The following is a 26,042-nucleotide window of genomic DNA, read 5'->3' on the forward strand; positions in this document are numbered from 1 at the left end:
GTAGAAGGGCTGATCGTCACGCTTCCTGCCCCATCCACCCCTGACCCGGTGCCTTTCCCATGCGCCTGAAGGCGTCGCCGCCCACCCCGCTGCTGACCGCGATCCTGTTGATGCTGGTGCCCCTGCTGGGCGTGCTGGCCTGGGCGGTTCATGTCGGGGCGCTGCATGGCGGGCTGGCGTTGGTCGCGGCTGCGCTGGCGCTGACAGGCGCGGTGCTGGTCCTGCGCACCTACCGGCGCGATGCCGATGCGATGACCGACTATGCCGCCCGGCTGGCGGAGGCCGACGAGCCGCTGGCCCCTATCGGAACGCCCCCCGCCCTGAAGGCGTTGACCGCGACCATCGGCCGGCTGCACCGGGTCGGCCTGCGCCGGGCGGAAAGCGTGCGGATGCAGTTGGATGCGGATGAAGCGGTGATCGACGCCCTGCCCGCCCCGCTGCTGCTGATGGATGCGGAGCGGCAGGTGGTGCGGGCCAACCAGACTGCGCGGGAGCTGTTCGGCGACAAGGTGGTGGACCGCGACCTTGCCTCCTCCCTGCGCACGCCGACGGTGCTGGAGGCGGTGGATTCGGTCCTGCGCGGGGGTGCGTCGCGCATCATCGAATTCACGCTGCCGGTGCCGGTGGAACGCAGCTTCGAGGCGCAGGTGAAGCCCTTCCAGCGGCTGGTGCCGGAACCCGATCCCTCTCTGCTGGATGGCGAGATCGAGGAGGAACCGGCGCCGCGTCCGCCCACCGTCGCCCGCATGGCGATCCTGACCCTGCACGACGTCACCGCCGCCCGCCGGTCGGAGCAGATGCGCGCCGACTTCATCGCCAACGCCAGCCACGAGCTGCGCACGCCGCTGTCCTCGCTGCTGGGCTTCATCGAGACGTTGCGCGGTCCGGCGCGCGACGATCCGGAGGCGCAGGACCGCTTCCTGTCGATCATGCACGACCAGGCCAGCCGCATGACCCGGCTGGTCAACGACCTGCTCTCCCTCTCCCGCATCGAACTGGACGAGCATATGCCGCCCAACGGCCGGGTCGATGTGGTGGAGGAGCTGGAGAACGTCATCGCCGCGCTGGAGCTGAAGGCCGCCCAGCGCCGCATCCGCCTGCGGCTGGAAGCGCCGGAATCCCTGCCCTATGTCATCGGCGACGAGGACCAGCTGACCCAGGTCTTCCAGAATCTGGTCAGCAACGCGATCAAATACACGCGCGAGGATACGGACGTGACCGTCACCGTGGCGCTGGCCGACGGCGCGGCGGTGGGCTTTGCGGGGCTTCCTACACCCACCGGCGCCACGGCGAAGGACAAGCGCGTGGTGCGCAGCGGCACGGCGATGGTGTCGGTCTCGGTGCGCGACCATGGCGACGGCATTGCCCGCACCCACCTGCCCCGCCTGACCGAGCGCTTCTACCGCGTCGATGCAGCGCGGTCCCGTGCCATGGGCGGTACCGGGCTGGGGCTTGCCATCGTCAAGCACATCCTGAATCGCCATCGTGGACGCCTGACCATCGAAAGCGAGGTGGGGGTGGGCAGCGCCTTCACGGTCTATCTGCCCGTGGTGGGAGAGGTTGCTTCTCCCTCTCCCCCCCGGGGAGAGGGACGGGGTGAGGGGGAAGCGTGGCAGGATTCTCGCGAAAGAGCCGCCGCGCGACCCCTCACCCTAACCCTCTCCCCGGGGGGGAGAGGGGACTTGGCAGTGTGCGAGAGGGGTGAAGCGTGTCTGTGACCGTGTCATGAAAGTGTCATAAAAACGCAATCAATCGGTCGCCCTCCGGGTCTATGGTCCGCGCCATTCCAATGGAGCAGTCTCCGTTTCCTCAAGGAGGGGCACCCGTGACCACCCGGACGCCTGTCATCGCCGCGAGCGCCTTTGCCCTGGCCCTGAGCTTCGCCGCCACCCCCGCTTCGGCGCAGTCGCGCGACCAGATCCGCGCGGTCGGCTCCTCCACCGTCTTCCCCTTCACCACCGCGGTGGCCGAGGCTTTCGGCAAGACCGGCAAGTTCAAGACGCCGGTGATCGAGTCGACCGGTACCGGCGGCGGGCTGAAGCTGTTCTGTGCCGGCGTCGGCCCGGGCCATCCCGACATCGCCAACGCCTCGCGCCGCATCAAGAAGTCGGAGGTCGACCAGTGCGCCGCCAACGGCGTCACCACGATCACCGAGCTGAAGATCGGCTATGACGGCATCGCCCTGGCTTCATCCAAGAAGGCCGCCCCGGTGTCGCTGTCGACCATCGTGCTGTGGAAGGCGCTGGCGAAGGAGGTGCCGGTGAATGGCGCCCTGGTCGCCAACCCGTACAAGCTGTGGTCGGACATCGACCCGACACTGCCCAAGGCCGCGATCGAGGTGCTGGGCCCGCCCCCGACCTCCGGTACCCGCGACACCTTCAACGAGCTGGCGATGCTGGAGGGCTGCAAGAAGGTGGCCGAGGTCGCCAAGGCGGTTCCAGACGAAAAGGCGCGCGAGCGTGCCTGCATGACCATCCGCGAGGACGGCGCCTATGTCGAAGCCGGCGAGAACGACAATCTGATCGTCCAGAAGCTGACGGCCAACCCCAACGCCTTCGGCGTCTTCGGCTACAGCTATCTCGACCAGAACCGCGACACGCTGCGCGCGGCGAAGATGGACGGGGTGGAGCTGACCGCAGAGACGGTGGCGGCCGGCCAGTATGAGCTGGCGCGTCCGCTCTACATCTATGTAAAGACCGCCCATGCCGGCGTCATTCCGGGCATCCGCGAGTTCATCGGCGAATACACCTCCGAACGCGCGGTGGGCGAGGACGGCTATCTGGTCGACAAGGGCCTGATCCCGGAACCGAAGGCCCTGCGCGACGCCGCCCGGACCCAGGCGGTCGGGCTGACGCCGCTGCAGTTCTGACCATCCATTCTCCCTCCGGGCATCCCGCATGCAGCTGACCCTTCTCGCCCTGATCCTGGCCCTGCTCACCGTGATCGGTTTCATGACCGGCCGGTCTCGGGCAGCGGCGTCCGTCGGCGGGCGGGTGGCGGAACTGCATTCGGTCCCCTCCTACCACGGCGTCTATGTGGCGCTGTGGGCCGGGCTGCCGGCGCTGCTGCTGTTCGTGGCCTGGACCGCGGCGGAAGGCTGGCTCGCCATGCAGCTGGTCCTGTCCTCCCTGCCGGAGCGGCTGACCACCGGCGACGGCCAGTCGGTCGCCCTGCTGAAAGCCGACATCCTCAACCTCGCCCGCGGCATTGCCACCGGGCGCGAGCCCGATCCCCTGGTGCAGGATGCCGCCCGCCGCTATGCGGGCTTGCGCGACCTTGCCGACTGGAGCCTGCTGGCCGTCGGCGCCAGCCTCGCCGTCGCCGGTCTCGCCTGGGGCCGCCACCGCATCGGCCCGGACCTGCGGGCCCGCCCGGCGGTGGAGCGGGTGGTGCGGGTGGCGCTGATCGTCTGCTCGATGGTCGCCATCCTGACCACGGTCGGCATCGTCCTGTCGCTGCTGTTCGAGGCGCTGCGCTTCTTCACCGTCGTCTCGCCGCTGGATTTCCTGTTCGGTACCCATTGGAGCCCGCAGATGGCGATGCGGGCCGATCAGGTCGGCTCCAGCGGCTCCTTCGGCGCGATCCCGCTGTTCGCCGGCACGCTTCTCATCACGGTCATCGCCATGCTGGTGGCGGTGCCGGTGGGGCTGATGGCGGCGATCTACATGTCGGAATATGCCGGGCGCGGCGTGCGCACCTGGCTGAAGCCGGCTCTGGAGATTCTGGCCGGCATCCCGACCGTGGTCTATGGCTTCTTCGCCGCGCTGACCATGGCGCCCTTCGTGCGGTCGGTGGGCGAGGCGCTGGGGCTGGACGTCAGTTCGGAATCGGCGCTGGCGGCCGGCATCGTCATGGGGGTGATGATCATCCCCTTCGTCAGCTCGCTGTCGGACGACGTCATCAACGCGGTGCCGCAGAGCTTGCGCGACGGCTCCTACGGCCTCGGCGCCACCAGGTCGGAGACGATCAAGCAGGTGGTCCTGCCGGCGGCGCTGCCGGGCATCGTCGCCGCGGTGATGCTGGCGGTCAGCCGTGCCATCGGCGAGACGATGATCGTCACCATGGCGTCTGGCCTGACCGCCAACATGACCGCCAACCCGCTGCAGGCGGTGACCACCGTCACCACCCAGATCGCCACGCTGCTGGTCGGCGACCAGGAGTTCGACAGCCCGAAGACGCTGTCGGCCTTCGGCCTCGGCCTCGTGCTGTTCCTCGTCACGCTCTGCCTCAACATGGTCGCCCTGCGGGTGGTCCGGACCTATCGGGAAAAATATGACTGACCTCGTCGAGCAGGACGTGTCGGCCGTGACGCCCTCCCCTGCCTCCTCCTCCGGCTCCAACACTCCAGTGAAATCGCGCGTCAGGAGCGAGGCCTTCGCCCGCCGCCTGCGCGCCCGCCATGTCGCCGAACGCCGCTTCCGGCTGGCCGGCGCCGCAGCGGTGGCGCTGGCGGCGCTGATGCTGGTGGTGCTTCTGGGCTCCATCGTTGCCAAGGGCAGCACCGCCTTCTGGGAAGCGCGGATCCGGCTGGAGGTGACGCTGGACCCGGCGGAGGTGGCCGAGCGCAACTATGCCCCCATCCTGCGCCGGGCGCTCCATGCCCAGTTCCCGCAGGTGACCGACCGCGCCGGCAAGCGCGTGCTGAACGACCTGCTGTCGTCGGGCGCGCCTTACGAGCTGGAGGCGATGGTCGCGAAGAACCCGGCGCTGGTCGGCACCACTCTGACCGTCTGGGTGCGCGCCGACGACGAGATCGACCAGCTGGTGAAGGGCCGCTACCGCCGCGACCTGCCGGAGAGCGAACGCGGGCTCAGCGATGCCAAGATCGCCGCGGCCGATGCGCTGCTGGCCTCCGGCGCGCTGGCGCAGGGCTTCAACACCACCCTGTTCACCGCCGGCGACAGCCGGGAGCCGGAACAGGCCGGTATCGGCGGCGCCATCGTCGGCTCGCTGCTGACGTTGCTGGTGACCATGGCGCTGTCGGTGCCGGTTGGCATCTCCGCCGCGGTCTATCTGGAGGAATTCGCGCCGAAGAACCGCTGGACCGACCTGATCGAGGTGAACATCAACAACCTCGCCGCGGTGCCGTCGATCATCTTCGGCCTGCTGGGTCTGGCGGTGTTCCTCGGCTTCTTCGGCATGCCGCGCTCGGCGCCGCTGGTCGGCGGGCTGGTGATGGCGCTGATGACGCTGCCGGTCATCATCATCTCGGCCCGCGTCGCGCTGAAGGCGGTTCCGCCGTCGATCCGCGAGGCAGCATTGGGGATCGGCGCATCGCCCCTGCAGACGGTGCTGCACCATGTGCTGCCTCTGGCGATGCCCGGCATCCTGACCGGCACCATCATCGGCATGGCCCGCGCGCTGGGCGAGACGGCGCCGCTGCTGATGATCGGCATGGTCGCCTTCATCGTCGACGTGCCCCATGGGCTGACCGACAGCGCCACGGTGCTTCCGGTGCAGATCTACATGTGGGCCGACAGCCCGGAGCGTGCCTTCACCGAGCGCACCTCCGCGGCGATCCTGATCCTGCTCGGCGTCCTGATCCTTCTGAACGGGACGGCCGTGATCCTGCGCAAGATTTTCGAGAGACGGTGGTGAGCGCCCCATGAGCATTACAAGCGGCATCCCGAGCCCGCTGAAGCTTCGTCCCCGCGGCGATGGACGGGCGGAGCAGCGTTCCAGCGCCGATCTGCCGGCCAAGATGACCGCGCGCGGGGTCAAGGTGTTCTACTGCGCGAAGCAGGCGTTGAAGGGCATCGACCTCGACATCCACGAGAACCGGGTGCTGGCGCTGATCGGCCCGTCCGGCTGCGGCAAGTCGACCTTCCTGCGCTGCCTGAACCGGATGAACGACACCGTCGAGGGCTGCCGGGTCGAGGGACGGATCGCGCTGGACGGCGAGGATGTCTACGGCAAGGCCGTGGATGCGGTGCAACTGCGCGCCCGCGTCGGCATGGTGTTCCAGAAGCCGAACCCGTTTCCGAAGTCGATCTACGACAACATCGCCTATGGCCCGCGAATCCACGGCCTCGCTTCAGGCCGCGACGAGTTGGACGAGGTGGTGCAGACGTCCCTCAAGCGCGCCGGCCTGTGGGGCGAGGTGAAGGACCGCCTGCGCGAGCCGGGCACCAGCCTGTCCGGCGGCCAGCAGCAGCGGCTGTGCATCGCCCGCGCCATCGCCGTCAGCCCCGAGGTGATCCTGATGGACGAGCCCTGCTCGGCGCTCGACCCCATCGCGACCGCCCATATCGAGGAGCTGATCGACGAGCTGCGGGCCAACTACACCATCGTCATCGTCACCCACAACATGCAGCAGGCCGCCCGCGTGTCGCAGCGCACCGCCTTCTTCCATCTGGGCGAGATGGTGGAATGCGACGACACCGAGGAAATCTTCACCAACCCGCGCGACGAGCGCACCCAGGGCTACATCACCGGCCGCTACGGCTGAAACCATCCGCCGACCTATGCGCCCCCCTCCCTCCTTTGTTGAAAAGGCTGTCCCATGCCGGTTAACGTCGAGACGCGCGCTGTGAACGGAGCCTCCATGAACGCGGCCCTGAAGCCGCTCGTCCTGGTCGTCGAGGACGAGGCCGACATCCTGACGCTGTTGAAGTACAACCTGGAAAAGGAAGGCTTCCGCGTCGCCACCGCCAGCGACGGCGAGGAGGCCCTGCTGGCCGCCGGCGAACAGACGCCGCACATCGTGCTGCTCGACTGGATGCTGCCGCTGATGAGCGGGCTGGAGGTCTGCCGCCAGCTGCGCCGCAATGCCAAGACGCGCGACATCCCGATCATCATGCTGACCGCCCGCGGCGAGGAAGGCGACCGGGTGCGCGGCCTGAATTCCGGGGCCGACGACTACATCACCAAGCCCTTCTCCCCGACGGAGCTGGTGGCGCGCATGCGCGCGGTGCTGCGCCGCGCCTCCCCCGGCATGACGGACGAGGTGCTGACCTTCGCCGACGTGACGATGGATCTGGCCGCCCACCGCGTACGCCGCAACGGCCGGGACGTACATCTGGGCCCGACCGAATTCCGCCTGCTGCGCCACTTCATGCAGCATCCAGGCCGCGTCTTCTCCCGCGAACAGCTGCTCGATCTGGTGTGGGGCCACGACGTGTACGTCGAGCCGCGTACGGTCGACGTACACATCCGCCGCCTGCGCAAGGCGATGAACGAAGAGGACGAGCTGGACCTGATCCGCACCGTACGGTCGGCGGGGTATGCGCTGGATACGAAGTCGGTGTAATGCGACGTTAGACCCCCACCTAACCTCCCCCGCTGGGCGGGGGAGGGACTGCCGCCACTCTCCCGCCCAAGCACTCCCCTCCCCCGCCCAGCGGGGGAGGGTTAGGGTGGGGGACTAACGCAGCGGCACTGGTGAGGATTCCCCCATGATCCTGCTCTTCACCGACTTCGGCCTCTCCGGCCCCTACACCGGCCAGATGAAGGCGGTGCTGGCGCAACAGGCGCCAACCGTCCCGATCATCGACCTGTTCGCCGACGCCCCCGCCTTCGACCCGCAGCTGTCGGCCTATCTCCTGGCCGCCTACGTCCCGGCCTTCCCCGCCGGCAGCGTCTTTCTCTGCGTCGTCGATCCCGGTGTCGGCACCGACCGCCGGCCGGTGATGGTGGAGGCGGACGGGCGCTGGTTCATCGGTCCCGACAACGGCCTCTTCGCCCTGCTCGCCCGCCGCGCAACGTCGCTAAACGCCTGGACCATCGACTGGATTCCGGATCGGCTGTCCGCCAGCTTCCATGGCCGCGACCTGTTCGCCCCCGTTGCCGCCGATCTGGCGGCCGGCCGGCCGGTGCAGCGCAGCCCCCTCCCCCTCGCCGCCATCGACCGCCCCGACTGGCCGGACGAACTGGCCCGCATCGTCTATGTCGATGTCTACGGCAACGCCATGACCGGGATGCGGGCATCCGCCCTGCCCGCCGATGCGGTGCTGACCGTCGCCGGCACCCACATCGCCCGTGCCCGTACCTTCGGCGCCGTCGGGCCGGGGGAGCCGCTGTGGTACGAGAACTCCAACGGGCTGGCGGAGATCGCCGTCAACCGCGGGCGGGCTGACGAGGCGCTGGGTCTCAAGGTCGGCGATGCGGTGACGGTCGGGTCCTGAAACGAAAACCGCCCGGAAGCGGGCGCTTCCGGGCGGTTGCTGCGTCGATCAGGCGCTTGTCCGATCAGGCGTCTTCAGGCTCAGTCGTTGTTGCGCTGACCCAGGAACTGCAGCAGGAACTGGAACAGGTTGATGAAGTCCAGGTACAGCGTCAGGGCGCCCATCAGGGCCAGCTTGCCGGTGCTTTCGTGATCGTAGCCCTCGGCGTAGCTTTCCTTGATCGCCTGGGTGTCGTAGGCGGTCAGGCCGGTGAAGATCAGCACGCCGATGGCGGAGATCGCGAAGTGCAGGGCCGGCGACTGGAAGAAGATGTTCGCCAGGCCGGCGATGACCAGGCCGATGACGCCCATCATCAGGAACGAGCCCATCTTCGACAGGTCGGCCTTCGTGGTGTAGCCGTACAGGCTCATCGCCAGGAAGGTCGCGGCGGTGACGAAGAAGGTCAGCGCGATCGACGCCCCGGTGAAGACCAGGAAGATGGCCGACATCGACAGCCCCATCGCGCCGCAATAGGCCCAGAAGACCATCTGTGCCGATGCGAAGGACAGGCGCTGGATGCCGAAGGACAGCACCATCACGAACGCCAGCGGGGCCAGCATCACCACCCACTTCAGCGGCGTGCCGAAGATGGCCGCCATCATGGCCGGGCTGGACGACACGAGCGCGGCGACCAGGCCCGTCAGGATCAGGCCGGCACCCATGTAGTTGTACACGCGCAGCATGTGCTGGCGCAGGCCTTCGTCGAAGTATCCCCGATCTGTCGCGCGGCCTGCGGTCGCGAAGCGGTTATAGGTCGGGTCTGCCATGTTGGTTTCCTCGGTGGAATAGGGTGATCCCGTCGGGATGACATATTGGCGAGTCCGCAATTCGGTTCAATAGGAATCGGCAGCGGTTCTCCAAGATGAAAAAGCTTTCACGTTTCGTTTTTGCTACCGCTTTCTGCCGCGGGAATCACTCGTTGCGAAGCAATGGCGCGGACGGCTGGCCCAAAGCCCGCCAAGTACCATAGAACCCGAAAGCGAGAGTGATCGCCGTGCTGAGCAAGGCCGTGGTGACCACCGCCGACGGCAGGAAGCTCCACTCCCAATGCATCAGGAAGCGCAGCACCGCCCAGGCGGTCAGCGTGCCGATGCAGCCGGCGATGACCGCGGTCAGAAGGCCCAGCAACCCGTACTCCAACAGGAAGGCGCGTAGCACGTCGCCGCGCGTCGCCCCCAGGACCTTCAGCACCACCGCGTCATAGACCCGGCGACGATGCCCGGCGGCGACCGCGCCGGCCAGCACCAGCGTGCCGGCGGCCAGCGTGATGCCGGCGACGATGCGCACCGCCGTGCCGATATGGCCCAGCATCTCCGACACCGTGTCGAGCGCGTCCTTGATCCGCACCATGGTGATGTTGGGGAAGCGCTGCAGCACGGCGCGCTGCACCTGCGTTTCGGCATCCGGCGTGGCGCGGACCGTGGCGACCCAGGTCTGCGGCGCGCCTTCCAGCGTGCCGGGGGCGAAGACCATGGTGAAATTGATCGCCATGCTGCTGAAATCGGCGGCGCGGACATTGGCGACCGTGGCCTCGATGCTGCGGCCCAGGATGTTGATCGACAGCGTGGCGCCGGGGCCGATGCCGAAGGCCTCGGCGACGCTTTGGTGGATGGAGATCAGCGGCGGGCCGGCATAGTCGGTCGCCCACCAGCTGCCGGCGGTGACGGTGGAATGCTTCGGCAGCGTCGCCGAATAGGTGATGCCGCGGTCGCCGGCCAGGATCCAGGCCTGCTCCGGATTGACCAGCGCCTTTTCGGCATCCTGCCCGTTCACCCGCTCGATCCGGCCGCGCAGGCTCGGCACCGCCTCGAAGGCGCTGGTGCCGGGGATGCCGGTGACGAGGCCGCGCAAGGGATCGAACTGGTCGCGCTGGATGTCGACGAAGAAGAAGCTGGGGGCGTCCTGCGGTATCGTCTCCGACACCCGGCGGGAGAAATTGCCCTGGATCAGCGCGATGGCGACCAGCACCGTCAGGCCGAGCCCGAGCGACAGCACCACCGCCGCCGTCGGGTTGCCCGGCCGGTGCAGGTTGGCGAGCGCCAGCCGCAGCCCCGGCCGCCGGACGCGCCCTACCCGCTTCGCCCCCCAGGTGACCAGCGCCGCGGCGGCGCGGAAGGCGATGAAGGTGGCGATGGAGCCGCCCACGAACCACAGGGCGAAGAGCTTGTTATGGGCGGTCAGCACCGCCAGTCCGGCGAGCGCAACCGCCGACGCGATCATCGCCAACGTATAGGGCATGCGCGGCCGGCCGGCGGCCGGGGCGATCACGTCGCGGAACAGGGCGCCGGCCGGCACCTCCCGCGCCCGGCCGAGCGGCCAGAGCGAGAAGGTCAGCGCCGTCAGCACGCCATAGAGGGCGGCGAGCGCCAATGCACCCGGATAGACGCCGATATGGGCGGACACCGGCAGAACGCCGTCGAGAAGCCGGCCCAGCGCCAGCGGCGCAACGGCACCCAGCGCCAGCCCGATGACGATGCCCAGCAGCGCGAGCGCCAGGATCTGCGCCAGATAGAGTTGGAACACCAAGGCGCCCGGCGCGCCGATGCACTTCATCATGGCGATGGTGCGGGCGCGTGAGTCCAGATGGCTGCGCACCGCGTTGCCTACCCCGACGCCGCCGACCAGCAGTGCGGTCAGCCCGACCAGCGTCAGGAACAGCGTCATGCGGTCGATGAAGCGCTCGATCTGCGGTGAGGCGTTGGTGTAGTCCCGCATCCGCCAGGGAGCGTCGGGGAAGCGGGCGCGCAAATCCTCCTGCCACGCCTTCAGGTCGGTTTCCGGCGGCAGCGCCACCTTGGCGCTCCACCAGGTGAGACTGCCGGGTTGCAGCAACCCGGTGTCCTGCAGCGACGGCAACGCCACCATCAGGCGCGGCCCCAGCGAAAAGGCGTTTGAGGAGGCGCGGTCCGGCTCGCGGTCCAGCACGGCGGCGACACGATAGGCACCCTCGCCGACATGGATGGTGTCGCCGGTCTTCACGCCCAATCGGTCGACGAGGCTCGCCTCGATCACCGCACCCCAGCGGCCATCCTTCTGCGCCAGCGCGTCGCGCAGGTCGCCGCCGCCGACCAGGGTGACGGTGCCGTAGAGCGGGTAGACGTCGTCGACAGCCTTCAGCTCGACCAGCGAAGAGCGGACGTCATCATCGGCCCGCGCCATCGCCCGCATCTCGGCGGAGGTCGACACCCGGCCGGTTGCGGTCAGCGCCGCCATCTGCCCGCCTTCCGGCGGATTGTAGAGTTGCCGCAACGCGACGTCGCCGCCCAGGATCGAACGTCCGTCATTGGCCAGCCCGTCGAGCAAGCCGCTCGACACCGACTGCACGGCGGCGATGGCGGCGACGCCCAGCGCCAGGCAGGCGAGGAAGACCCAGAAGCCCTTCAGGCCGGTGCGCAGCTCCCGCCGGGCGAGGCGGAGGGCGAGGCTGAGGTTGGTCATCGCGTTGCCCCCTCGTACCCGCGCTTATCCCCTCTCCCCCCCGGGGAGAGGGTTAGGGTGAAGGGGACGCATGGCGAGGATTGTGTCCGTGACGAGAGTATCGCACGCCGAATGACGCCACGCGGTGCATCCCCCTCACCCCTACCCTCTCCCCGGGGGGGAGAGGGGGAAACGGCTTGCGTAAGTCCAGTCATCCCCCTCACTCCCCCGCCGCCTGCAGCCTTGCGCGCCGTGCCGCCTGCCCGTCGTCGGCGATGCGGCCGTCGGCGAGCCGGACCGTCCGGTCGCAGCGGGCGGCGAGGCTCGGGTCGTGGGTGATCAGCACCAGTGTCGTGCCGCGCCGTTCGGCCAGATCGAACAGCAGCTTCACGATGGTGGCGCCGGTGTCGATGTCGAGGTTGCCGGTCGGCTCGTCGGCCAGAAGCAGCGACGGCTCGGTCACGAAGGCGCGGGCCAATGCCGTGCGCTGCTGCTCGCCGCCCGATAGCTGGCCGGGATAATGGTGGATGCGGTGGCCCAGGCCCACCTGCTCCAGCCCGATGCGGGCGCGGTCGAAAGCGTCGGCGACCCCGGCGAATTCCAGCGGGATGGCGACATTCTCCAGCGCCGTCATGGTCGGCACCAGATGGAAAGCCTGGAAGACGATCCCCACATGCTGCCGGCGGAAGCGCGCCAATCCGTCCTCGTCCAGCCGGTTCAGCTCCTGTCCGGCGACGCGGACGGTGCCGCCGCTGGGGCGTTCCAGGCCGGCCATCACCATCATCATGGTCGACTTGCCGGAACCGCTGGGGCCGACGACGCCGACCCGCTCCCCGGCCGCCACCTGAAGATTCACGCCCCGCAGGATGTTGACGGGCCCGGCACCGCTGTCCAATCTCAAGTGGACGTCGTCGAGTTCCACGATGGAATCGTTGCCGATTGAATCGGGGAGGGGTCGGGCGATGGAATTGGACGACGTTGCAGAGGATTGGACTTTGGACATGCGACTCTCGCACAAGCGGAACGGACCATCGCCATATGGCACGACCCGCCGGGCTTTCAACATGGCCGCCATCGGCGCCGCACTCGCCTTCGTTTTTGCGTCAGGGGTACAGATGACCGTTCCGACCCGCGCAGAGGCGGCGCAGCCGGTGAAGTTGCTGGCGCTGGGCGACAGCCTGACCGCCGGCTACGGCCTGCCGGAACCGCAGGGCTTCACCCGCCAGTTGGAAAAGGCGCTGGCCGACAAGGGATACAGCGTCACCGTCATCAATGCCGGCGTGTCGGGCGACACCACCGCCGGTGGCCGGGCACGGCTGGACTGGGCGCTGGCCGACAAGCCCGACGCCGCCATCGTGGAGTTGGGCGCCAACGACATGCTGCGCGGGCTCGATCCCGCCCAGGCGAAGGACAACCTCGACGTCATCCTGAAGACGCTGAAGGATCGCAGGATTCCGACTCTGCTGGCCGGCATGTACGCCTCTCCCAGCTTGGGGAAACCCTATACCGACAAGTTCAACGCCATCTATCCCGACCTTGCGAAGACCTATGACCTGCCGCTCTACCCCTTCTTCCTCGACGGGGTGGCGTTGCAGCAGGCACTCATCCAGCAGGACGGGCTGCATCCCAATGCCCAGGGCGTGGCGATGATCGTGGAGCGCATCCTGCCTTCCGTCACCGCCCTGCTCGACAGTCTGCCGCAAATCCAGAAGACTACCGAAAAACCCGGAGGCTGACCCATCATGACCGTGACCCTGGACAGCGACACCCGCTTTCACGCCGCCTGCGCCGCCGGGGCGGAGTGGGGACCGACGGTCAAGGCCTGCCTGGACAAACTGGGGCCGGTCGCCGGCTGCAACCTGGGCTTCCTCTACCTGACCGACGGGCTGGCGGAGCATGCGACCAGCATCGTCACCCTGCTGCGCGGCGTCACCGGCATCCGCCATTGGGTCGGCACCGTGGGCATCGGCGTGATGGCGAACGGTGAGGCCCTGTTCGACGAGCCGGGGCTGGCGATCATGGCCGCCCGCCTGCCGGAGGACAGCTTCCGCCTGTTCCCCACCCTGACCGACGGGCTGGAGCCGCTGCGCGGCAGTGCCGGCGGCTGGCTGGACAAGCATGGCGCGGCGCTGGCGCTGGTCCATGTCGATCCGCACCATGCCGACATGGCCGGGTTGGTGTCCCGCCTGTCGGAGGAGGCCGGCGTCTTCCTGGTCGGCGGGCTGACCGCTTCGCGCGGGGAGTTCCCGCAGATCGCCGCCGGGGCCGAGGATGGCGATCCGGTCACCGACGGCGGCGTGTCGGGGGTGCTGTTCGCGCCCAACCTGCCGGTCGCCACCGCCCTGACCCAGGGCTGCCGACCCATCGGGCCGACCCGCACCGTCACCGCCAGCGACGACAACGTGATCCTGGAGATCGACGGGCGCCCGGCGCTGGACGTCTTCAAGGAGGACATCGGTCCGGAGCTTGCCGCCGACCTGCGGCAGGTGTCCGGGCTGATCTGCGCCGGGCTGCCCATCGTCGGCTCCGACACCCAGGACTATCTGGTCCGCGACCTGATCGCCATCGACCCGCGCGCCGGCTGGATCTCCATCGCGGACCGGGTGACGACCGGCCAAGCGGTGATGTTCACCCGCCGCGATCCCGAAACCGCCGCCGCCGACATGCGCCGGATGCTGGACAGCCTCAGGAAACGGGTGAAGGCGACGCCGAAGGGCGCGGTGTATGTCAGCTGCATCGCCCGCGGTCCCAGCCTGTTCGGCACCGCCGACGCCGAGCTGTCGATGATCCGTGAGACCTTCGGCGACATCCCGCTGACGGGTTTCTTCGCGTCGGGCGAGGTGTCGCACAACCGGCTCTATGGCTACACCGGCGTGTTGACGCTCTTTCTGTAAAGATCACTTCGAATAAGGAACGTTCCGGATGCAGTATCGTCCGCTCGGCCGAACCGGCCTGTCGGTCAGCGCCATCGGCCTGGGCACCATGACCTGGGGCCGCCAGAACACCGAGGCCGAAGGCCATGCCCAGATGGACGCGGCACTCGACCGCGGCATCAATTTCTGGGACACGGCGGAGATGTACGCGATCCCGCCCACGGCCGACACCTACGGCAAGACGGAGGAGGTGATCGGCAGCTGGTTCCAATCGCGCGGCAAGCGCGACCGGGTTATCCTCGCCAGCAAGATCATCGGCGCGCCGGCCGGCGGCTTCGGCTGGATACGCGATGGCAAGTCGCTGCTGGACCGCGCCAACCTCTTCGCGGCGGTCGAGGCCAGCCTGTCGCGGCTGAAGACCGATTACATCGACCTCTATCAGATCCACTGGCCGGACCGCGTCACCAACCGCTTCGGCGTCCGCACCTATCAGCACAAGCCGCAGCATGACGGCGTGCCGATCGAAGAGACGCTGGCAGCGCTGGCCGAATTGGTCCAGGCCGGAAAGATCCGCCATGTCGGCCTGTCGAACGAGAGCCCCTGGGGCGTGATGCGCTACCTGCGCGCTGCCGAGGACGCCGGCCTGCCGCGCGTCGCCTCGATCCAGAACGCCTACAACCTGCTGAACCGGACCTTCGAGAACGGTCTGTCGGAGGTGGCCCTGCGCGAGGATGTCGGGCTGCTGGCCTATTCGCCGCTGGCCGCCGGCACGCTGACCGGCAAGTATCTGAACGGTGCCATTCCGCCGGGCAGCCGCCGCGCGCTCGACCACCGGCCGTCGCGCTACGCCACCGTCAATGCGGATGCGGCGACGGAAGCCTATCTGGACATCGCCCGCCGCCATGGTCTGGCGCCCAACCAGATGGCCATCGCCTTCACGGTGCAGCAGCCCTTCGTCACCTCGTCCCTGATCGGGGCGACGACGATGGAGACGCTGATCTCCAACATCGACTCCATCGACCTGACCCTGTCACCGGAGGTGATGGCGGAGATCGACGCCGTGCACAACCGCATGCCGGATCCGTGTCCGTAAGGTGTCGGTAAGGTGTCGCATCGTTCGCCCCCTCCCCATCCCTCCCCTGCTCTCGGCCGGCCGAAGGCCGGTCCGATCGCGGGAGAGGGGGTAGGAAGCTTGGTGACGTGACTTGTTCGCGAAGCGGCGGCAGTCCCCTCTCCCACCGAAGGTGGGGGAGGGTCAGGGAGGGGGCAATCCGCCGCCGTTGCAGCAACCCCGGAGGTGTCCCATGCTCCGCCTGTTCGTCGCCCTCGACCTGACGGAGGAAGTTCGCCAGCGGTTGGCGGGGCTGGCCGGCGGGGTGCCCGGTGCGCGCTGGACCGAGCCCGAGAACCTGCACCTTACCCTGCGCTTCATCGGCGAGGTGCCGGAGGATCAGGCGATGGACATCGACGCCGCGCTGGCGGAGGTCCGGGCACCGGCCTTCCCGCTTACCCTCGACGGGGTCGGCGTGTACGGCAGCGCGCGCCGGGCGCGGGTTCTATGGGCGGGGGTGGAGCGCAGCGAGGCGCTGGCCCATCTGCAGGCCAAGGTCGAATCCGCGCTTGTCCGCTGCGGCCTGCCGGCGGAGGAGCGGAAATTCTCACCCCACGTCACGCTTGCCCGGCTGAAGGACGCGCCGGCCGACCGTATCGGCCGCTTCCTGTCCGACCGCGGCCTGTTCCGCGCCGGCCCGATGCCGGTGGAGCATGTCACGCTCTACCGCAGTCATCTCGGCAACGGCGGTGCGGTGTATGAGGCTCTGCGTGAATATCCGCTCGATGCCGCTTAGGCGAGGATTTCATCCCAGGGCTGGGGGTCGGAGTCAGGTCTGATGCCGTCGCCCGGTCCGATCACCCGGTTCTTGCCGTCCTGCTTGGCGCGGTACATGCGCTGGTCGGCCAGTTCCACCAGGGCTTCCCAATCGGCGGGGCGGTCGGTGGTCTGCTCGGCGATGCCGATGCTGGCGGTCTGCAGGCTGCCATCGGGCCGCTTGCCGAATCCGGCGCGGCGCATCCGCTCCACCGCGATCATCGCGCCGTCCAACGGGGTGTCGGGCATGATGATCAGGAATTCCTCCCCGCCCCAGCGGACCAGCGCATCGGACTGGCGCAGCAGGCTGCGGATGGTGTTGGCGGCATGGCGCAGGACCCGATCGCCCTCTTCATGTCCATAGCGGTCGTTGACCGCCTTGAAATCGTCCAGGTCGACGAAGATCGCCGTCAGCGGCTGCGATGCCCGCTCGGCATGGGCGACCTGGAGTTTCAGCAACTCCTCGCCGATGCGACGGGAAAAGGCGCCGGTCAGCGCGTCGTGCGCCGCCTGCTCCAGCAGGGCGATCATGAAATGCAGCTGGCTGATCGCCGCCAGCGTCGCCACCACCGCGATCAGCGCCAGCAGCCAGAGCGCGCTGATGTAGGAGGGGAACGGCATCACCAGCGACCCATAGAAGCCGGCGGCCAGATGGGCGCCCAGCATCGGAGCGGCGAACAGGGCGCCTTCCAGCGCGGTCAGCGGAAAGACGCTGAGACCCGCCACCATCACGAAAGGCAGATAGCCGTAGCCGGCGCTGACGGCGATGCGCAGATCGTCGACGCCCTGGTTGTAGAGCAGCGGATGCGAGATGGCGAAGAACAGCGTCGGGATCGCCAGCAGCGCCGCCAGCCGCCACCAGGCGCAGACCATGTCCTCGCACGACCGGCGGTCGAAAGCGAGCGCCAGGAAGGCGGCGCTGGCGGTCAGGCGCAGGATGATCAGCCAGATGGCCAGCGACCATTCGAAGACGGTGACGTCGATGGCGATCCACAGCGGGGTCAGGATGCCGAAGATCAGCGCCACCATCCGCACGCGCGACTGGATCATCGCGGCGCGTCGCCGTTGCAGGATGGGCGTGTGGTTGACCGGATGGATCAGCGTGGGCAGTTCGTCGCCCCGGACGAAGGCGTCGAACAGGGCGGCGAGGAGCCTGTCAACCCGCATGCAGCCGCCTGCCCCCGGCTTGAGCCGGGCATGTCGCCGAAGAGTTAGCCATGATGGGTGATTACACGCGCATGACCATCCCTTCAACGGCTTTCGCGTGGAAATGGCCTTTCGGCCTTCGGAAAGCACGGAAAGCTCCGGCCATGCGACAAAAAGTAACGGGCGGTGCGTCACCGACACGCCGCCCGTTCACAACGCCCGTCCCGGAGAGCGGAAAGGCTCCTCGGTTCAGTCCTTCAGGTCTTCCCACAGCTCCTTCACCTTGGCGAAGAAGCCTTCCGACTGCGGATTCGACCCTTCCTTGGCGGCGCCCTCGAACTCGCGCAGCAGTTCCTGCTGGCGCTTGGTCAGGTTCACCGGGGTCTCCACCACCGCCTGGATGTACATGTCGCCGCGCTGGGCGCTGCGCAGCACCGACATGCCCTTGGCCTTGATGCGGAACTGGTGGCCGGACTGGGTGCCCGGCGGCACCGTCACCTTGGTGCGGGTGCCGTCGATGGTCGGAACCTCCACCGAACCGCCGAGCGCCGCCGTGGTCATCGGGATCGGCACCCGGCAGTGGATGTTGGCGCCGTCGCGCTGGAAGATCGGGTGCGGCCCGATCGCCAGGAAGATGTAGAGGTCGCCGGCCGGTGCCCCGCGCAATCCCGCTTCGCCCTCCCCCGCCAGACGGATGCGGGTGCCGTCCTCGACGCCGGCGGGGATGTTGACCTGCAGGGTCTTTTCCTTGCGCAGACGGCCGGAGCCGCCGCAGGTCTTGCAGGCGTCCTTGATGACCTTGCCGGCGCCATGGCAGCCGGGGCAGGTCCGCTCGATGGTGAAGAAGCCCTGCTGCGCCCGCACCTTGCCGTGGCCCTGGCAGGTCGGGCAGGTGATCGGCTGGGTCCCCGCCGCGGCACCGGAGCCGTTGCAGCCGTCGCACTGCACGGTGGTGGGCACGCGGATGGTGGTCTGGGTGCCCTTGAAGGCCTCCTCCAGCCCGATCTCCAGGTTGTAGCGCAGGTCCTGGCCGCGGCCGGACGCACCGCCGCCGCCGCGGCGCCCGCCCATGAACTCCCCGAACATCTCGTCGAAGATGTCGGCGAAGCCGCCACCGCCGCCGAAGTCGAAGTTGAAGCCGCCGGCCCCGGCACCCGCGCCCGGACCACGGCCACCCTCGAAGGCGGCGTGGCCGAACCGGTCGTAGGCCGCGCGCTTCTGATCGTCCTTCAGGACGTCATACGCTTCGCTGATTTCCTTGAACTTCTGCTCGGCGTCCTTGTCACCCTGGTTGCGGTCCGGGTGGTACTGCATCGCCATCTTGCGATAAGCCTTTTTCAGCTCATCCGCGCTGGCGTTCTTCGCCACACCGAGCAGCTCGTAATAATCCTGTTTCGCCATGGGGGCCGACCGCCTTTGAGTCGTTCTGGTCCAAACTGTCCGCGTCGTGCCGGAACCTGAGCCCAGCATACCGAAGGCCCGCCGCCGGGAAAAGGCGGCGGGCCATCGATGCTCGCGTCAGATCCGTATCAAAAAGAAGCTTGCCGAGCCTTAGGCCGACTTCTTCTTGTCGTCCTGGACCTCTTCGAAGTCGGCGTCGACGACGCCCGGCTCGTTCGGCTGGGCGCCCGGCGCCTCGCCGCCCGCAGCCGGGGCCTCGCCCTGGCCGGCCTTGTACATCGCCTCGCCCAGCTTCATCGAAACCTGGGCCAGCGCGTCGGTCTTCGCCTTGATGCCGTCCAGATCCTCGCTGTCCAGCACCGACTTCAGCTCGGCGACGGCAGCCTCCGCGGCGGTCTTGTCGGAGGCCGGGATCTTGTCGCCGTTCTCCTTGATGGTCCGCTCGGTGGTGTGGATCAGGGCGTCGGCATGGTTGCGGGCGTCGACCAGCTCACGGCGCTTCTTGTCGTCGGCCGAGTGGGCTTCGGCGTCCTTGACCATCTTCTGGATGTCGGCGTCCGACAGGCCGCCCGAGGCCTGGATGCGGATCTGCTGCTCCTTGCCGGTCGCCTTGTCCTTCGCCGTGACGCTGACGATGCCGTTGGCGTCGATGTCGAAGGTCACCTCGATCTGCGGCACGCCGCGCGGGGCCGGCGGGATGCCGACCAGATCGAACTGGCCCAGCATCTTGTTGTCCTGCGCCATCTCGCGCTCGCCCTGGAAGACGCGGATGGTGACGGCGTTCTGGTTGTCCTCGGCGGTCGAGAAGGTCTGGCTCTTCTTCGTCGGGACCGTGGTGTTGCGGTCGATCAGACGGGTGAAGACACCGCCCAGCGTCTCGATGCCCAGCGACAGCGGGGTGACGTCGAGCAGCAGGACGTCCTTGACCTCGCCCTTCAGCACGCCGCCCTGGATGGCGGCGCCGATGGCGACCACCTCGTCCGGGTTCACGCCGCGGTGCGGCTCACGGCCGAAGAACTGCTTCACCGCGTCGATGACCTTGGGCATGCGGGTCATGCCGCCGACCAGGATCACCTCGTCGATCTCGCTGGCTTTCAGGCCGGCATCCTTCAGGGCCGCCTTGCAGGGCTCGATCGTGCGCTGCACCAGGTCGTCCACCAGGGCTTCCAGCTTGGCGCGGGTCAGCTTGATGTTCAGGTGCTTCGGACCGGTCTGGTCGGCGGTGATGAAGGGCAGGTTGACTTCGGTCTGCGTGGTGGACGACAGCTCGATCTTCGCCTTTTCCGCAGCTTCCTTCAGGCGCTGCAGCGCGAGCTTGTCCTTGCGCAGGTCGATGCCCTGCTCCTTGTTGAACTCGTCGGCCAGATATTCGATGACCCGGCTGTCGAAGTCCTCGCCGCCGAGGAAGGTGTCGCCGTTGGTCGACTTCACCTCGAACACGCCGTCGCCGATCTCCAGTACGGAGATGTCGAAGGTGCCGCCGCCCAGGTCATAGACCGCGACGGTGCCGGTGCCCTTCTTCTCCATGCCGTAGGCCAGAGCGGCGGCCGTCGGCTCGTTGATGATGCGCAGCACGTCCAGGCCGGCGATCTTGCCGGCGTCCTTGGTGGCTTGGCGCTGGCTGTCGTTGAAGTAGGCCGGGACGGTGATGACCGCCTGCGTGACCTTCTCGCCCAGATAGTTCTCGGCGGTTTCCTTCATCTTGGTGAGGATGAAGGCGCTGATCTGGCTGGGGCTGTACTTCTTGCCGTGCGCCTCGACCCAGGCGTCGCCGTTGTCGCCGGAGATGATGCGGTAGGGAACCAGGCCCTGGTCCTTCTTCGTCAGCGGATCGTCGAAACGGCGGCCGATCAGACGCTTGATGGCGAAGAGGGTGTTTTCCGGATTGGTGACCGCCTGGCGCTTGGCGGGCTGGCCGATCAGCCGCTCGCCGCCCTGGCTGAAGGCGACCATGGACGGCGTGGTCCGCGCGCCCTCGGCGTTCTCGATCACCTTGGCGCTGCCGCCTTCCATCACGGCGACGCACGAGTTCGTGGTGCCGAGGTCGATACCAATCACTTTGCTCATGTTCAGCCTCTTTCGTTCGGCAGATGCGTGGCGGCCCGTCTGGTCCGGCACCGCCGCGATCCCCATTGGGTCGGTGAAACGTCGGTGGAGCGCTTGAGGGTCCGGCCCATGGAGTTCCGATCCATGAGGTCCGGCCCGTGCTGGCGGAGATATAGGCGGAGCCGTTTCGGGCTGCAACAGGGTGGCGCGCCTTTCGGTCTGCAAAAGCGGGGAAAAAACGCTGCAGTCTCGTCCTTCCCGCTGGCGTTGCCGATCCGCATCCCGTGGCAGTAGAATACCGATGTATTCAAATCCGCAAAGATGAATATCCCGATATTCATCGCATCTGATTCAACTCGTCACAAGCGTTACAAGTGAATAATAGTTCGACTATGAACCATCTTCTGAAGTTAACCTTTCATTAACAAGCAACGGCGTGCTGAGCTGCTTCGAATCAATTCGCGGTTGCTGTGTTTATTCATGGAACGGCAAATCTATTAGTGAAACCACAAAAGAAATATGCTATCTCCTTTGCCCTATAGGGGATGACCGCAAAGGGTCGGGCCGGCGACGTCTGCGTCGCGGCCAACACAGCATGCGGTTCCATGCAAAGCTGGTCACACAGGTGTGAAAGGGAAGCGCGATGATGGACGAACGACGCGATGTGGCCCTGGCCATCAAGTCCTGCCTGGACAGCCTGATGAGCGACGCGACGCGTTGCGATCTGGACGACCTCGCGCGCTTCATCAGCCTCGCCGCCCTGGCCGCGGAAGAGGCGGCGGTCGCCCACGATCCGAAGTCCGTCCGCCTGAAGGCGCTGATGGCCACCGGCGCCGGCCACTGCTGACCGGTATCCCGGCTTTAGGCATACCGGCGTTTCGGGCGCGGCAGCCGTCAGGATCTACAGAATCTCCGCATTGCGGATGGCGTCGTCGATCCGGCCCAGCATTTCGGCGCAGGAGTCGTCGCCATCCATCAGGGCGGGCAGCGCGAAGCTGAACATCGCGACGGCGGCCACTGCTCCCCCAACGGTCCCTGCCGCTTCCGCGCGTTCCGCGCCGACCAGCCACAGGTAATGAGTCTCGGCCCGGCCGTCTTCTTCCGTCCGCATCATCGCCTGGGCGATCATAGCGCCGTCGGCACGGCTTTCCACCGTCCGGTCGCCGGCCCGCGGATCCTGCGGTCTGACGAAGCGAAGGGCCATCTCCTGCAGGGTGCCGGCCACGCCGCCGGACTCCGGCCGCGGCGTCACCCGGTCGGTCACCAGCCGCAGCACGCCGGCAGCCGGAGGTGGCGGCCGGAAGGTGCCGACGGGCTGCCCCTCATGCTCTTCCACATCGACCGCCCAGCCCGGCGGCAGGCGGAACCGCACCGTATCGGCCCAGCCGATGTCGGATCCCGGTCCATTCGTCACTTGTCCATTCTGCATCTGGGGGCCTTGCGCCATCGCTCCCTCCCGGGTTTGCCGCGCACGCCGCAACGGCGCGCCAGGGCCGGCACCATAGGCGCCACAGGCCGTGCCGCCAATGCCCTATCGGAGCCCTTGGGTTTTGGGGAAATCCCCGGGAAAACGCCTCAGACCGTCATTCCGGAATCAGGAACTGCACGCCCAGCCAGCGCCAGCGGCCGTCGGCGGTCGGCAGGGTGCAGTTGACGCGGGCGCGGCCCGGCGGGAAGGGGTCTCTGATGCGGACCTCCACCCGGTCCTCCGCGATGCGTTCCAGCGCGGTGCGGCCCTGGCCGGTGGCGAAGCAGGCCAGCTTCGAACTGTCCCCCACCCCGTCGGCGATGGTGAAGCCCAGCGGCGGCGGGTTGACGGTGACCAGCGGGTCGTCGGGGGTCAGGTCCGACACTGGCAGCGGCAGGGCGTTGGCCGCCAGCTCGAACCGGTCGGCACTGCCATAGGTCTCGTTCATAACGAAACGCGGCAGGCCCCAGGGATCAGCCTGGGCATGCAGCACGCCCGACTGCTGGCCGAAGGCGGCGGTGAAGCCCTGGTCGATCACCAGCTGCCGCACCGCCAGCGAATATTCCCCTTGCGGGTAGGAGAAGATCGTCGGGCGCCGCCCCAGCTCCGTCTGGAAGCGGTCGGACATCCGGCGCAGGTCGGCGGCCAATTGGTCCGGGCTGCGCGCCAGCATCGACTGTGTCGAGGTGCCGAGCGCGCCGATGGTGACGCCGGCTGCCGCCAGCTGCCGGATTTCGCCCCAGGTCATGTGGGTGGGAGAGCCGCGGTCGACCGCGTCGGTCGCGACGAACAGCGTGAAGGGCAGATTGGCCGCCTTCAGCCGCGGCCAGGCCTCGGTGAAGGCGGAGCGGCTGGCTTCGTCGATGGTGATGGCGACCGTGCGGTCGGGCAGCGGCTTCCCGGTGCGCAGGGCGTCCAGGATCTTCGGCAGCGGCAGGACGCGGTAGTCGCCGTCAGTCAGCTCGTCCAGATGGGCTTCGAACTGGTCGATGCGGATGCTGATCGAGGGGTTCTGGTCCTCGCCGAAGCGGTCATAGGCGAAGACGACCGCGCTGGCGCCCGGCGGAAGGGCGGAGTCGGCCATGGCCGGCCGCGACGCCGGCACGAGCGCGGTCCAGACGGACAGCGCGGCGGCAGCGAGAACCTTGACGGCACGACGGAACGGCATGGCGCCCTGCGGAATAGGCTGGCCGGGACGACCTCCGCCCCGACGCAAAGGGTGTGCCATAGTCTCCGCCATGCGAACAAGCGCCGACCGCCACTTTCCCGCTGAGGGCAGCGATGCGGTGCGCGCGTGCAACAATGGAACGCCTGATCCGCAGCACACGCCCCGATACGGACGGCGTCGGGATGCTGCCCAGCCTGTGTCGGCCGATCCTACATCAGCCGCCCGCCGGCGGCGGCGTCGGTCAACAGGGGGTAGCGCTCCGCATCCGGCAGCTGGTAATGCCACCATTCGGACGGGTAGTGCTCCCAGCCCGCGGCGACCATCACGCCCAGCAGCATGGCGCGGTTGCGCTGCTGCTCCGCGGTCAGGTCGCTGCGGCCATGGTGCGACCGTTCCGTCATCGCGTCGAACCCGGTGCCCATGTCCAGCGGTACGCCGGCGGCATCGACAAGCGTCAGGTCGATCGCTACGCCGCGGGTGTGGTTGGAGCCCAGCCGGGGGTCGGCGATGTAGGTCGGATCGGAAAAGGCATGCCAAAGCCGCCATTGCGCCTCTGCCGGGCGGAAGGCATCGTACACCCGCAACCGGCAGCCGATGCCGCGCGCCAGCCGGATGGCGTCGGTCAGCCGGCGGGCCGCGTCGGGGTGCAGCAGGCACACCGCCGACCGGTAGATCGGTGCGCCCGACAGGTTGTCGGCGGTGGCGTAGAGAAGCTCCAGGTCGATATCGAAGGCCGGAGGCGCGATTTCGGTCAGCATGGAAAGGGCAATCGTCGGCGTATTGGGAAGAGGCACGACCTCTAGCATGGTGCCGGCGCCGCCTGCCATGGTCGCGGGTCTGCCATGCCCGGGCCGGCTGCCGGTGCGGGCCCGTACGGGATTGTGTCCGGCCGGCAATCCATGGTGAAGGCAGGCTCGTATGAAGACGGGCCGGCGCGGCGGGGAAACCCGATACGGCGGCGGTTAAGGAAGGTGGGGCGATGAAGGTTCTGGGTCTGGATACGGCGACGTCCGGCTGTTCGGCCGCGCTGTGGGAGGGCACTGTCGGCTTGGCCGGTGCCCCGAGTGGTGCGCCACGCGTGACCGTGCGGCGCAGCGCCCCGATGGCGCGCGGGCAGGCCGAGGTGCTGGTGCCGCTGGCGCAGGAGGTGCTGGCGGAAGCCGGCGCCGCGTTCGACGACCTCGACCGCATCGCCGTCACCGTCGGGCCGGGGGCCTTCACCGGGTTGCGCATCGCGCTGGCCGCCGCCCGCGGGATCGCCGTCGCGCGGGATCTTCCGGTGGTCGGCATCACCAGCTTCGACGCCATCGCCCATGGCGTGCCGGAGGCAGAGCGTGCCGGGCGCCCCCTGCTGGTCGCCGTCGACAGCCGGCGGGCCGAGCCCTTCCTGCAGCTCTACGACGCCGCGCTGGCGCCGGTGGGGAAGCCGGCGATGCCGGACCCGGCGGCGATCCCCGGCTGGCTCGACGCGCTGTGCCCGTCCGGACCGTTGCTGCTGGCCGGCGACGCGGCGGCGGCGCTGGTCCCGCTGCTGGCCGGTCGGTCCGGGCTGGCGGTGGCGGCGGGCGACGGGTTGCCGGATGCCGCGGTGGTGGCGGCGCTGGGGGCCGCCCGTCCGACCGGCTTGCCGGCCGAACCCTTCTATCTTCGTCCGCCCGACGTCACCCTGCCGAAGGCGGCCACCGTGCCGAAGGCGGCCGATGCCGAGGCCGGCCCTGGGGACGGTCCTGGGGACGGCCCCAAGGGCGGATCGGGAAACTGGTCGTGACCGCGCCCGCCGTCCGCCTTCACCCTGCCGGCTCGCTGGAGTCCGGGGTGGTCGCCGCCCTGCAGCAGGCCTGCTTCCCGGAGGATCCGTGGGATGAGGCGTCGGTCGCCACCCTGACCGCTCCGCCTGCCGGTTTCGCCGTCATCGCGCTGGACGTGCAGGACCAGCCGGTCGGTTTCGTCATGGCCCGGGTCGCGGCGGAGGATGCGGAGATCCTGGCCATCGGCGTGCTGCCGCAGGCCCGGCAGGGCGGCGTCGGCCGCCTGCTGGTCGAGGCGGCGGTCGCCGGGTCCGGTGACCTGGGAGCGACTGCGCTGTTTCTCGAGGTCGCAGAAGACAACCAGGCGGCATGGACTCTATACAAGGCTTGCGGCTTCTTTTCCGTCGGACGCCGTCCCGGATACTACAAACGACCTGACGGCCGGGTCGCGGCGCTTGTCCTGCGCCGCAATCTCGACGGGGCATAGGGGTTAATTTTTCCGAACGATCAGGCGGTGGACTCCCTCCGGCCCATCCAATCGTTCGGGGTGGACAGACAGAATGCTGTGACCCAACTCCATCAAGGATCGTGGAACGTTTTCCAAGGGTTCGCCTGCATTCAGCCGGACTTCGAGCGTCTGACCCGCGTCCATCCGCTCCACCATCAACTTGGTCTTGACGAAGGTTAACGGACAAACCTGCGAGGTGATGTCGAGAAACAAGTCTGTGGAGCTTTTTTCGGTCACC

At 68.2% G+C, this 26,042-nt stretch carries 24 protein-coding genes; 14 read left to right on the top strand and 10 right to left on the bottom strand.

The genetic code is table 11. The annotated features are described in order from the left end of the window. The first annotated feature begins 59 nt into the window (after positions 1 to 59). The 7 genes from FZ983_RS11860 to FZ983_RS11895 all read left to right on the top strand — a co-directional run bounded on the left by FZ983_RS11860 (position 60) and on the right by FZ983_RS11895 (position 8,123). Positions 60 to 1,718 carry an ATP-binding protein gene (locus tag FZ983_RS11860; RefSeq protein ID WP_247883719.1) on the top strand — a complete coding sequence of 553 codons (1,659 nt, stop codon included), beginning with the start codon at positions 60 to 62 and terminating at the stop codon, positions 1,716 to 1,718. Between the two features lie 107 nt (positions 1,719 to 1,825). After that, positions 1,826 to 2,869 carry a PstS family phosphate ABC transporter substrate-binding protein gene (locus tag FZ983_RS11865; protein ID WP_149223763.1) on the top strand — a complete coding sequence of 348 codons (1,044 nt, stop codon included), beginning with the start codon at positions 1,826 to 1,828 and terminating at the stop codon, positions 2,867 to 2,869. Between the two features lie 28 nt (positions 2,870 to 2,897). Next, positions 2,898 to 4,280, top strand: coding sequence for a phosphate ABC transporter permease subunit PstC (gene pstC / locus FZ983_RS11870; RefSeq protein ID WP_149223764.1), 1,383 nt, complete (start codon positions 2,898 to 2,900; stop codon positions 4,278 to 4,280). Next, a complete protein-coding gene (gene pstA, locus FZ983_RS11875) occupies positions 4,273 to 5,598 on the top strand; it encodes a phosphate ABC transporter permease PstA (protein WP_149223765.1) in 1,326 nt (441 codons plus the stop codon). Before pstC ends, pstA begins: the two co-directional genes overlap by 8 nt. A gap of 7 nt (positions 5,599 to 5,605) precedes the next feature. Continuing rightward, complete coding sequence (gene pstB / locus FZ983_RS11880) at positions 5,606 to 6,448, top strand: phosphate ABC transporter ATP-binding protein PstB (protein ID WP_149223766.1); 843 nt, start codon at positions 5,606 to 5,608, stop codon at positions 6,446 to 6,448. A gap of 96 nt (positions 6,449 to 6,544) precedes the next feature. Continuing rightward, positions 6,545 to 7,249, top strand: coding sequence for a phosphate regulon transcriptional regulator PhoB (gene phoB / locus FZ983_RS11885; protein WP_063635613.1), 705 nt, complete (start codon positions 6,545 to 6,547; stop codon positions 7,247 to 7,249). A gap of 145 nt (positions 7,250 to 7,394) precedes the next feature. Next, positions 7,395 to 8,123 (top strand): SAM-dependent chlorinase/fluorinase, encoded by a 729-nt coding sequence (locus FZ983_RS11895; RefSeq protein WP_149223767.1) that lies wholly within the window; start codon positions 7,395 to 7,397, stop codon positions 8,121 to 8,123. 80 nt (positions 8,124 to 8,203) lie between these two features. Here the strand turns inward: FZ983_RS11895 and FZ983_RS11900 are convergent, their stop codons facing one another. From FZ983_RS11900 to FZ983_RS11910, 3 genes are all read right to left on the bottom strand, one after another. Then, on the bottom strand, positions 8,204 to 8,929 hold the full coding sequence (locus FZ983_RS11900) for a Bax inhibitor-1/YccA family protein (protein WP_149223768.1): 726 nt from the start codon (positions 8,927 to 8,929) through the stop codon (positions 8,204 to 8,206). A 145-nt stretch (positions 8,930 to 9,074) separates the two neighbouring features. Beyond that, the gene (locus FZ983_RS11905) at positions 9,075 to 11,600 is read right to left on the bottom strand and encodes an FtsX-like permease family protein (protein WP_149223769.1); all 2,526 of its coding nucleotides are present in this window, start codon (positions 11,598 to 11,600) and stop codon (positions 9,075 to 9,077) included. 199 nt (positions 11,601 to 11,799) lie between these two features. Further along, a complete protein-coding gene (locus tag FZ983_RS11910; protein WP_014249143.1) occupies positions 11,800 to 12,582 on the bottom strand; it encodes an ABC transporter ATP-binding protein in 783 nt (260 codons plus the stop codon). A gap of 112 nt (positions 12,583 to 12,694) precedes the next feature. Here FZ983_RS11910 and FZ983_RS11915 point away from each other — a divergent pair, with 112 nt between their 5' ends. From FZ983_RS11915 to thpR, 4 genes are all read left to right on the top strand, one after another. Next, positions 12,695 to 13,315, top strand: coding sequence for an arylesterase (locus FZ983_RS11915; RefSeq protein WP_149223770.1), 621 nt, complete (start codon positions 12,695 to 12,697; stop codon positions 13,313 to 13,315). Positions 13,316 to 13,321: 6 nt separating this feature from the next. Continuing rightward, positions 13,322 to 14,473 (top strand): FIST N-terminal domain-containing protein, encoded by a 1,152-nt coding sequence (locus FZ983_RS11920; RefSeq protein WP_149223771.1) that lies wholly within the window; start codon positions 13,322 to 13,324, stop codon positions 14,471 to 14,473. Positions 14,474 to 14,501: 28 nt separating this feature from the next. Beyond that, complete coding sequence (locus FZ983_RS11925; protein WP_149223772.1) at positions 14,502 to 15,545, top strand: NADP(H)-dependent aldo-keto reductase; 1,044 nt, start codon at positions 14,502 to 14,504, stop codon at positions 15,543 to 15,545. A 211-nt stretch (positions 15,546 to 15,756) separates the two neighbouring features. Continuing rightward, positions 15,757 to 16,299 (top strand): RNA 2',3'-cyclic phosphodiesterase, encoded by a 543-nt coding sequence (thpR, locus tag FZ983_RS11930; RefSeq protein WP_149223773.1) that lies wholly within the window; start codon positions 15,757 to 15,759, stop codon positions 16,297 to 16,299. On the opposite strand, the gene FZ983_RS11935 is transcribed toward thpR, so the two are convergent. From FZ983_RS11935 to dnaK, 3 genes are all read right to left on the bottom strand, one after another. Further along, positions 16,296 to 17,486, bottom strand: a complete 1,191-nt coding sequence (locus FZ983_RS11935) for a GGDEF domain-containing protein (protein ID WP_149223774.1) — start codon at positions 17,484 to 17,486, stop codon at positions 16,296 to 16,298. The two genes, thpR and FZ983_RS11935, sit on opposite strands and share 4 nt — an antisense overlap. Before the next feature lie 228 nt (positions 17,487 to 17,714). Beyond that, entirely contained in the window at positions 17,715 to 18,866 is a 1,152-nt protein-coding gene (dnaJ, locus tag FZ983_RS11940; RefSeq protein WP_149223775.1) for a molecular chaperone DnaJ, read from the bottom strand. Positions 18,867 to 19,016: 150 nt separating this feature from the next. After that, the gene (gene dnaK / locus FZ983_RS11945) at positions 19,017 to 20,933 is read right to left on the bottom strand and encodes a molecular chaperone DnaK (RefSeq protein WP_149223776.1); all 1,917 of its coding nucleotides are present in this window, start codon (positions 20,931 to 20,933) and stop codon (positions 19,017 to 19,019) included. A gap of 622 nt (positions 20,934 to 21,555) precedes the next feature. On the opposite strand from dnaK, the gene FZ983_RS11950 reads away from it, so the two are divergent. Further along, a complete protein-coding gene (locus FZ983_RS11950) occupies positions 21,556 to 21,759 on the top strand; it encodes a hypothetical protein (protein ID WP_014249133.1) in 204 nt (67 codons plus the stop codon). A gap of 54 nt (positions 21,760 to 21,813) precedes the next feature. On the opposite strand, the gene FZ983_RS11955 is transcribed toward FZ983_RS11950, so the two are convergent. From FZ983_RS11955 to ddpX, 3 genes are all read right to left on the bottom strand, one after another. Further along, positions 21,814 to 22,359 carry a hypothetical protein gene (locus FZ983_RS11955; protein WP_247883720.1) on the bottom strand — a complete coding sequence of 182 codons (546 nt, stop codon included), beginning with the start codon at positions 22,357 to 22,359 and terminating at the stop codon, positions 21,814 to 21,816. A gap of 136 nt (positions 22,360 to 22,495) precedes the next feature. Beyond that, positions 22,496 to 23,548 carry a polysaccharide deacetylase family protein gene (locus FZ983_RS11960; protein WP_149223777.1) on the bottom strand — a complete coding sequence of 351 codons (1,053 nt, stop codon included), beginning with the start codon at positions 23,546 to 23,548 and terminating at the stop codon, positions 22,496 to 22,498. 209 nt (positions 23,549 to 23,757) lie between these two features. Then, positions 23,758 to 24,306, bottom strand: coding sequence for a D-alanyl-D-alanine dipeptidase (ddpX, locus tag FZ983_RS11965; protein ID WP_149223778.1), 549 nt, complete (start codon positions 24,304 to 24,306; stop codon positions 23,758 to 23,760). Positions 24,307 to 24,527: 221 nt separating this feature from the next. On the opposite strand from ddpX, the gene tsaB reads away from it, so the two are divergent. Next, positions 24,528 to 25,316, top strand: coding sequence for a tRNA (adenosine(37)-N6)-threonylcarbamoyltransferase complex dimerization subunit type 1 TsaB (gene tsaB, locus FZ983_RS11970; protein ID WP_149223779.1), 789 nt, complete (start codon positions 24,528 to 24,530; stop codon positions 25,314 to 25,316). Then, positions 25,313 to 25,783, top strand: coding sequence for a GNAT family N-acetyltransferase (locus FZ983_RS11975; protein WP_149223780.1), 471 nt, complete (start codon positions 25,313 to 25,315; stop codon positions 25,781 to 25,783). The genes tsaB and FZ983_RS11975 overlap by 4 nt, the downstream gene beginning before the upstream one ends. Before the next feature lie 3 nt (positions 25,784 to 25,786). Here the strand turns inward: FZ983_RS11975 and FZ983_RS11980 are convergent, their stop codons facing one another. After that, positions 25,787 to 26,041: a sulfurtransferase TusA family protein gene (locus FZ983_RS11980; protein WP_149223781.1), complete on the bottom strand. Its 255-nt coding sequence runs from the start codon at positions 26,039 to 26,041 to the stop codon at positions 25,787 to 25,789. Position 26,042 lies beyond the last annotated feature (1 nt).

Source organism: Azospirillum sp. B21 (assembly GCF_008364825.1).
Classification (GTDB): domain Bacteria; phylum Pseudomonadota; class Alphaproteobacteria; order Azospirillales; family Azospirillaceae; genus Azospirillum.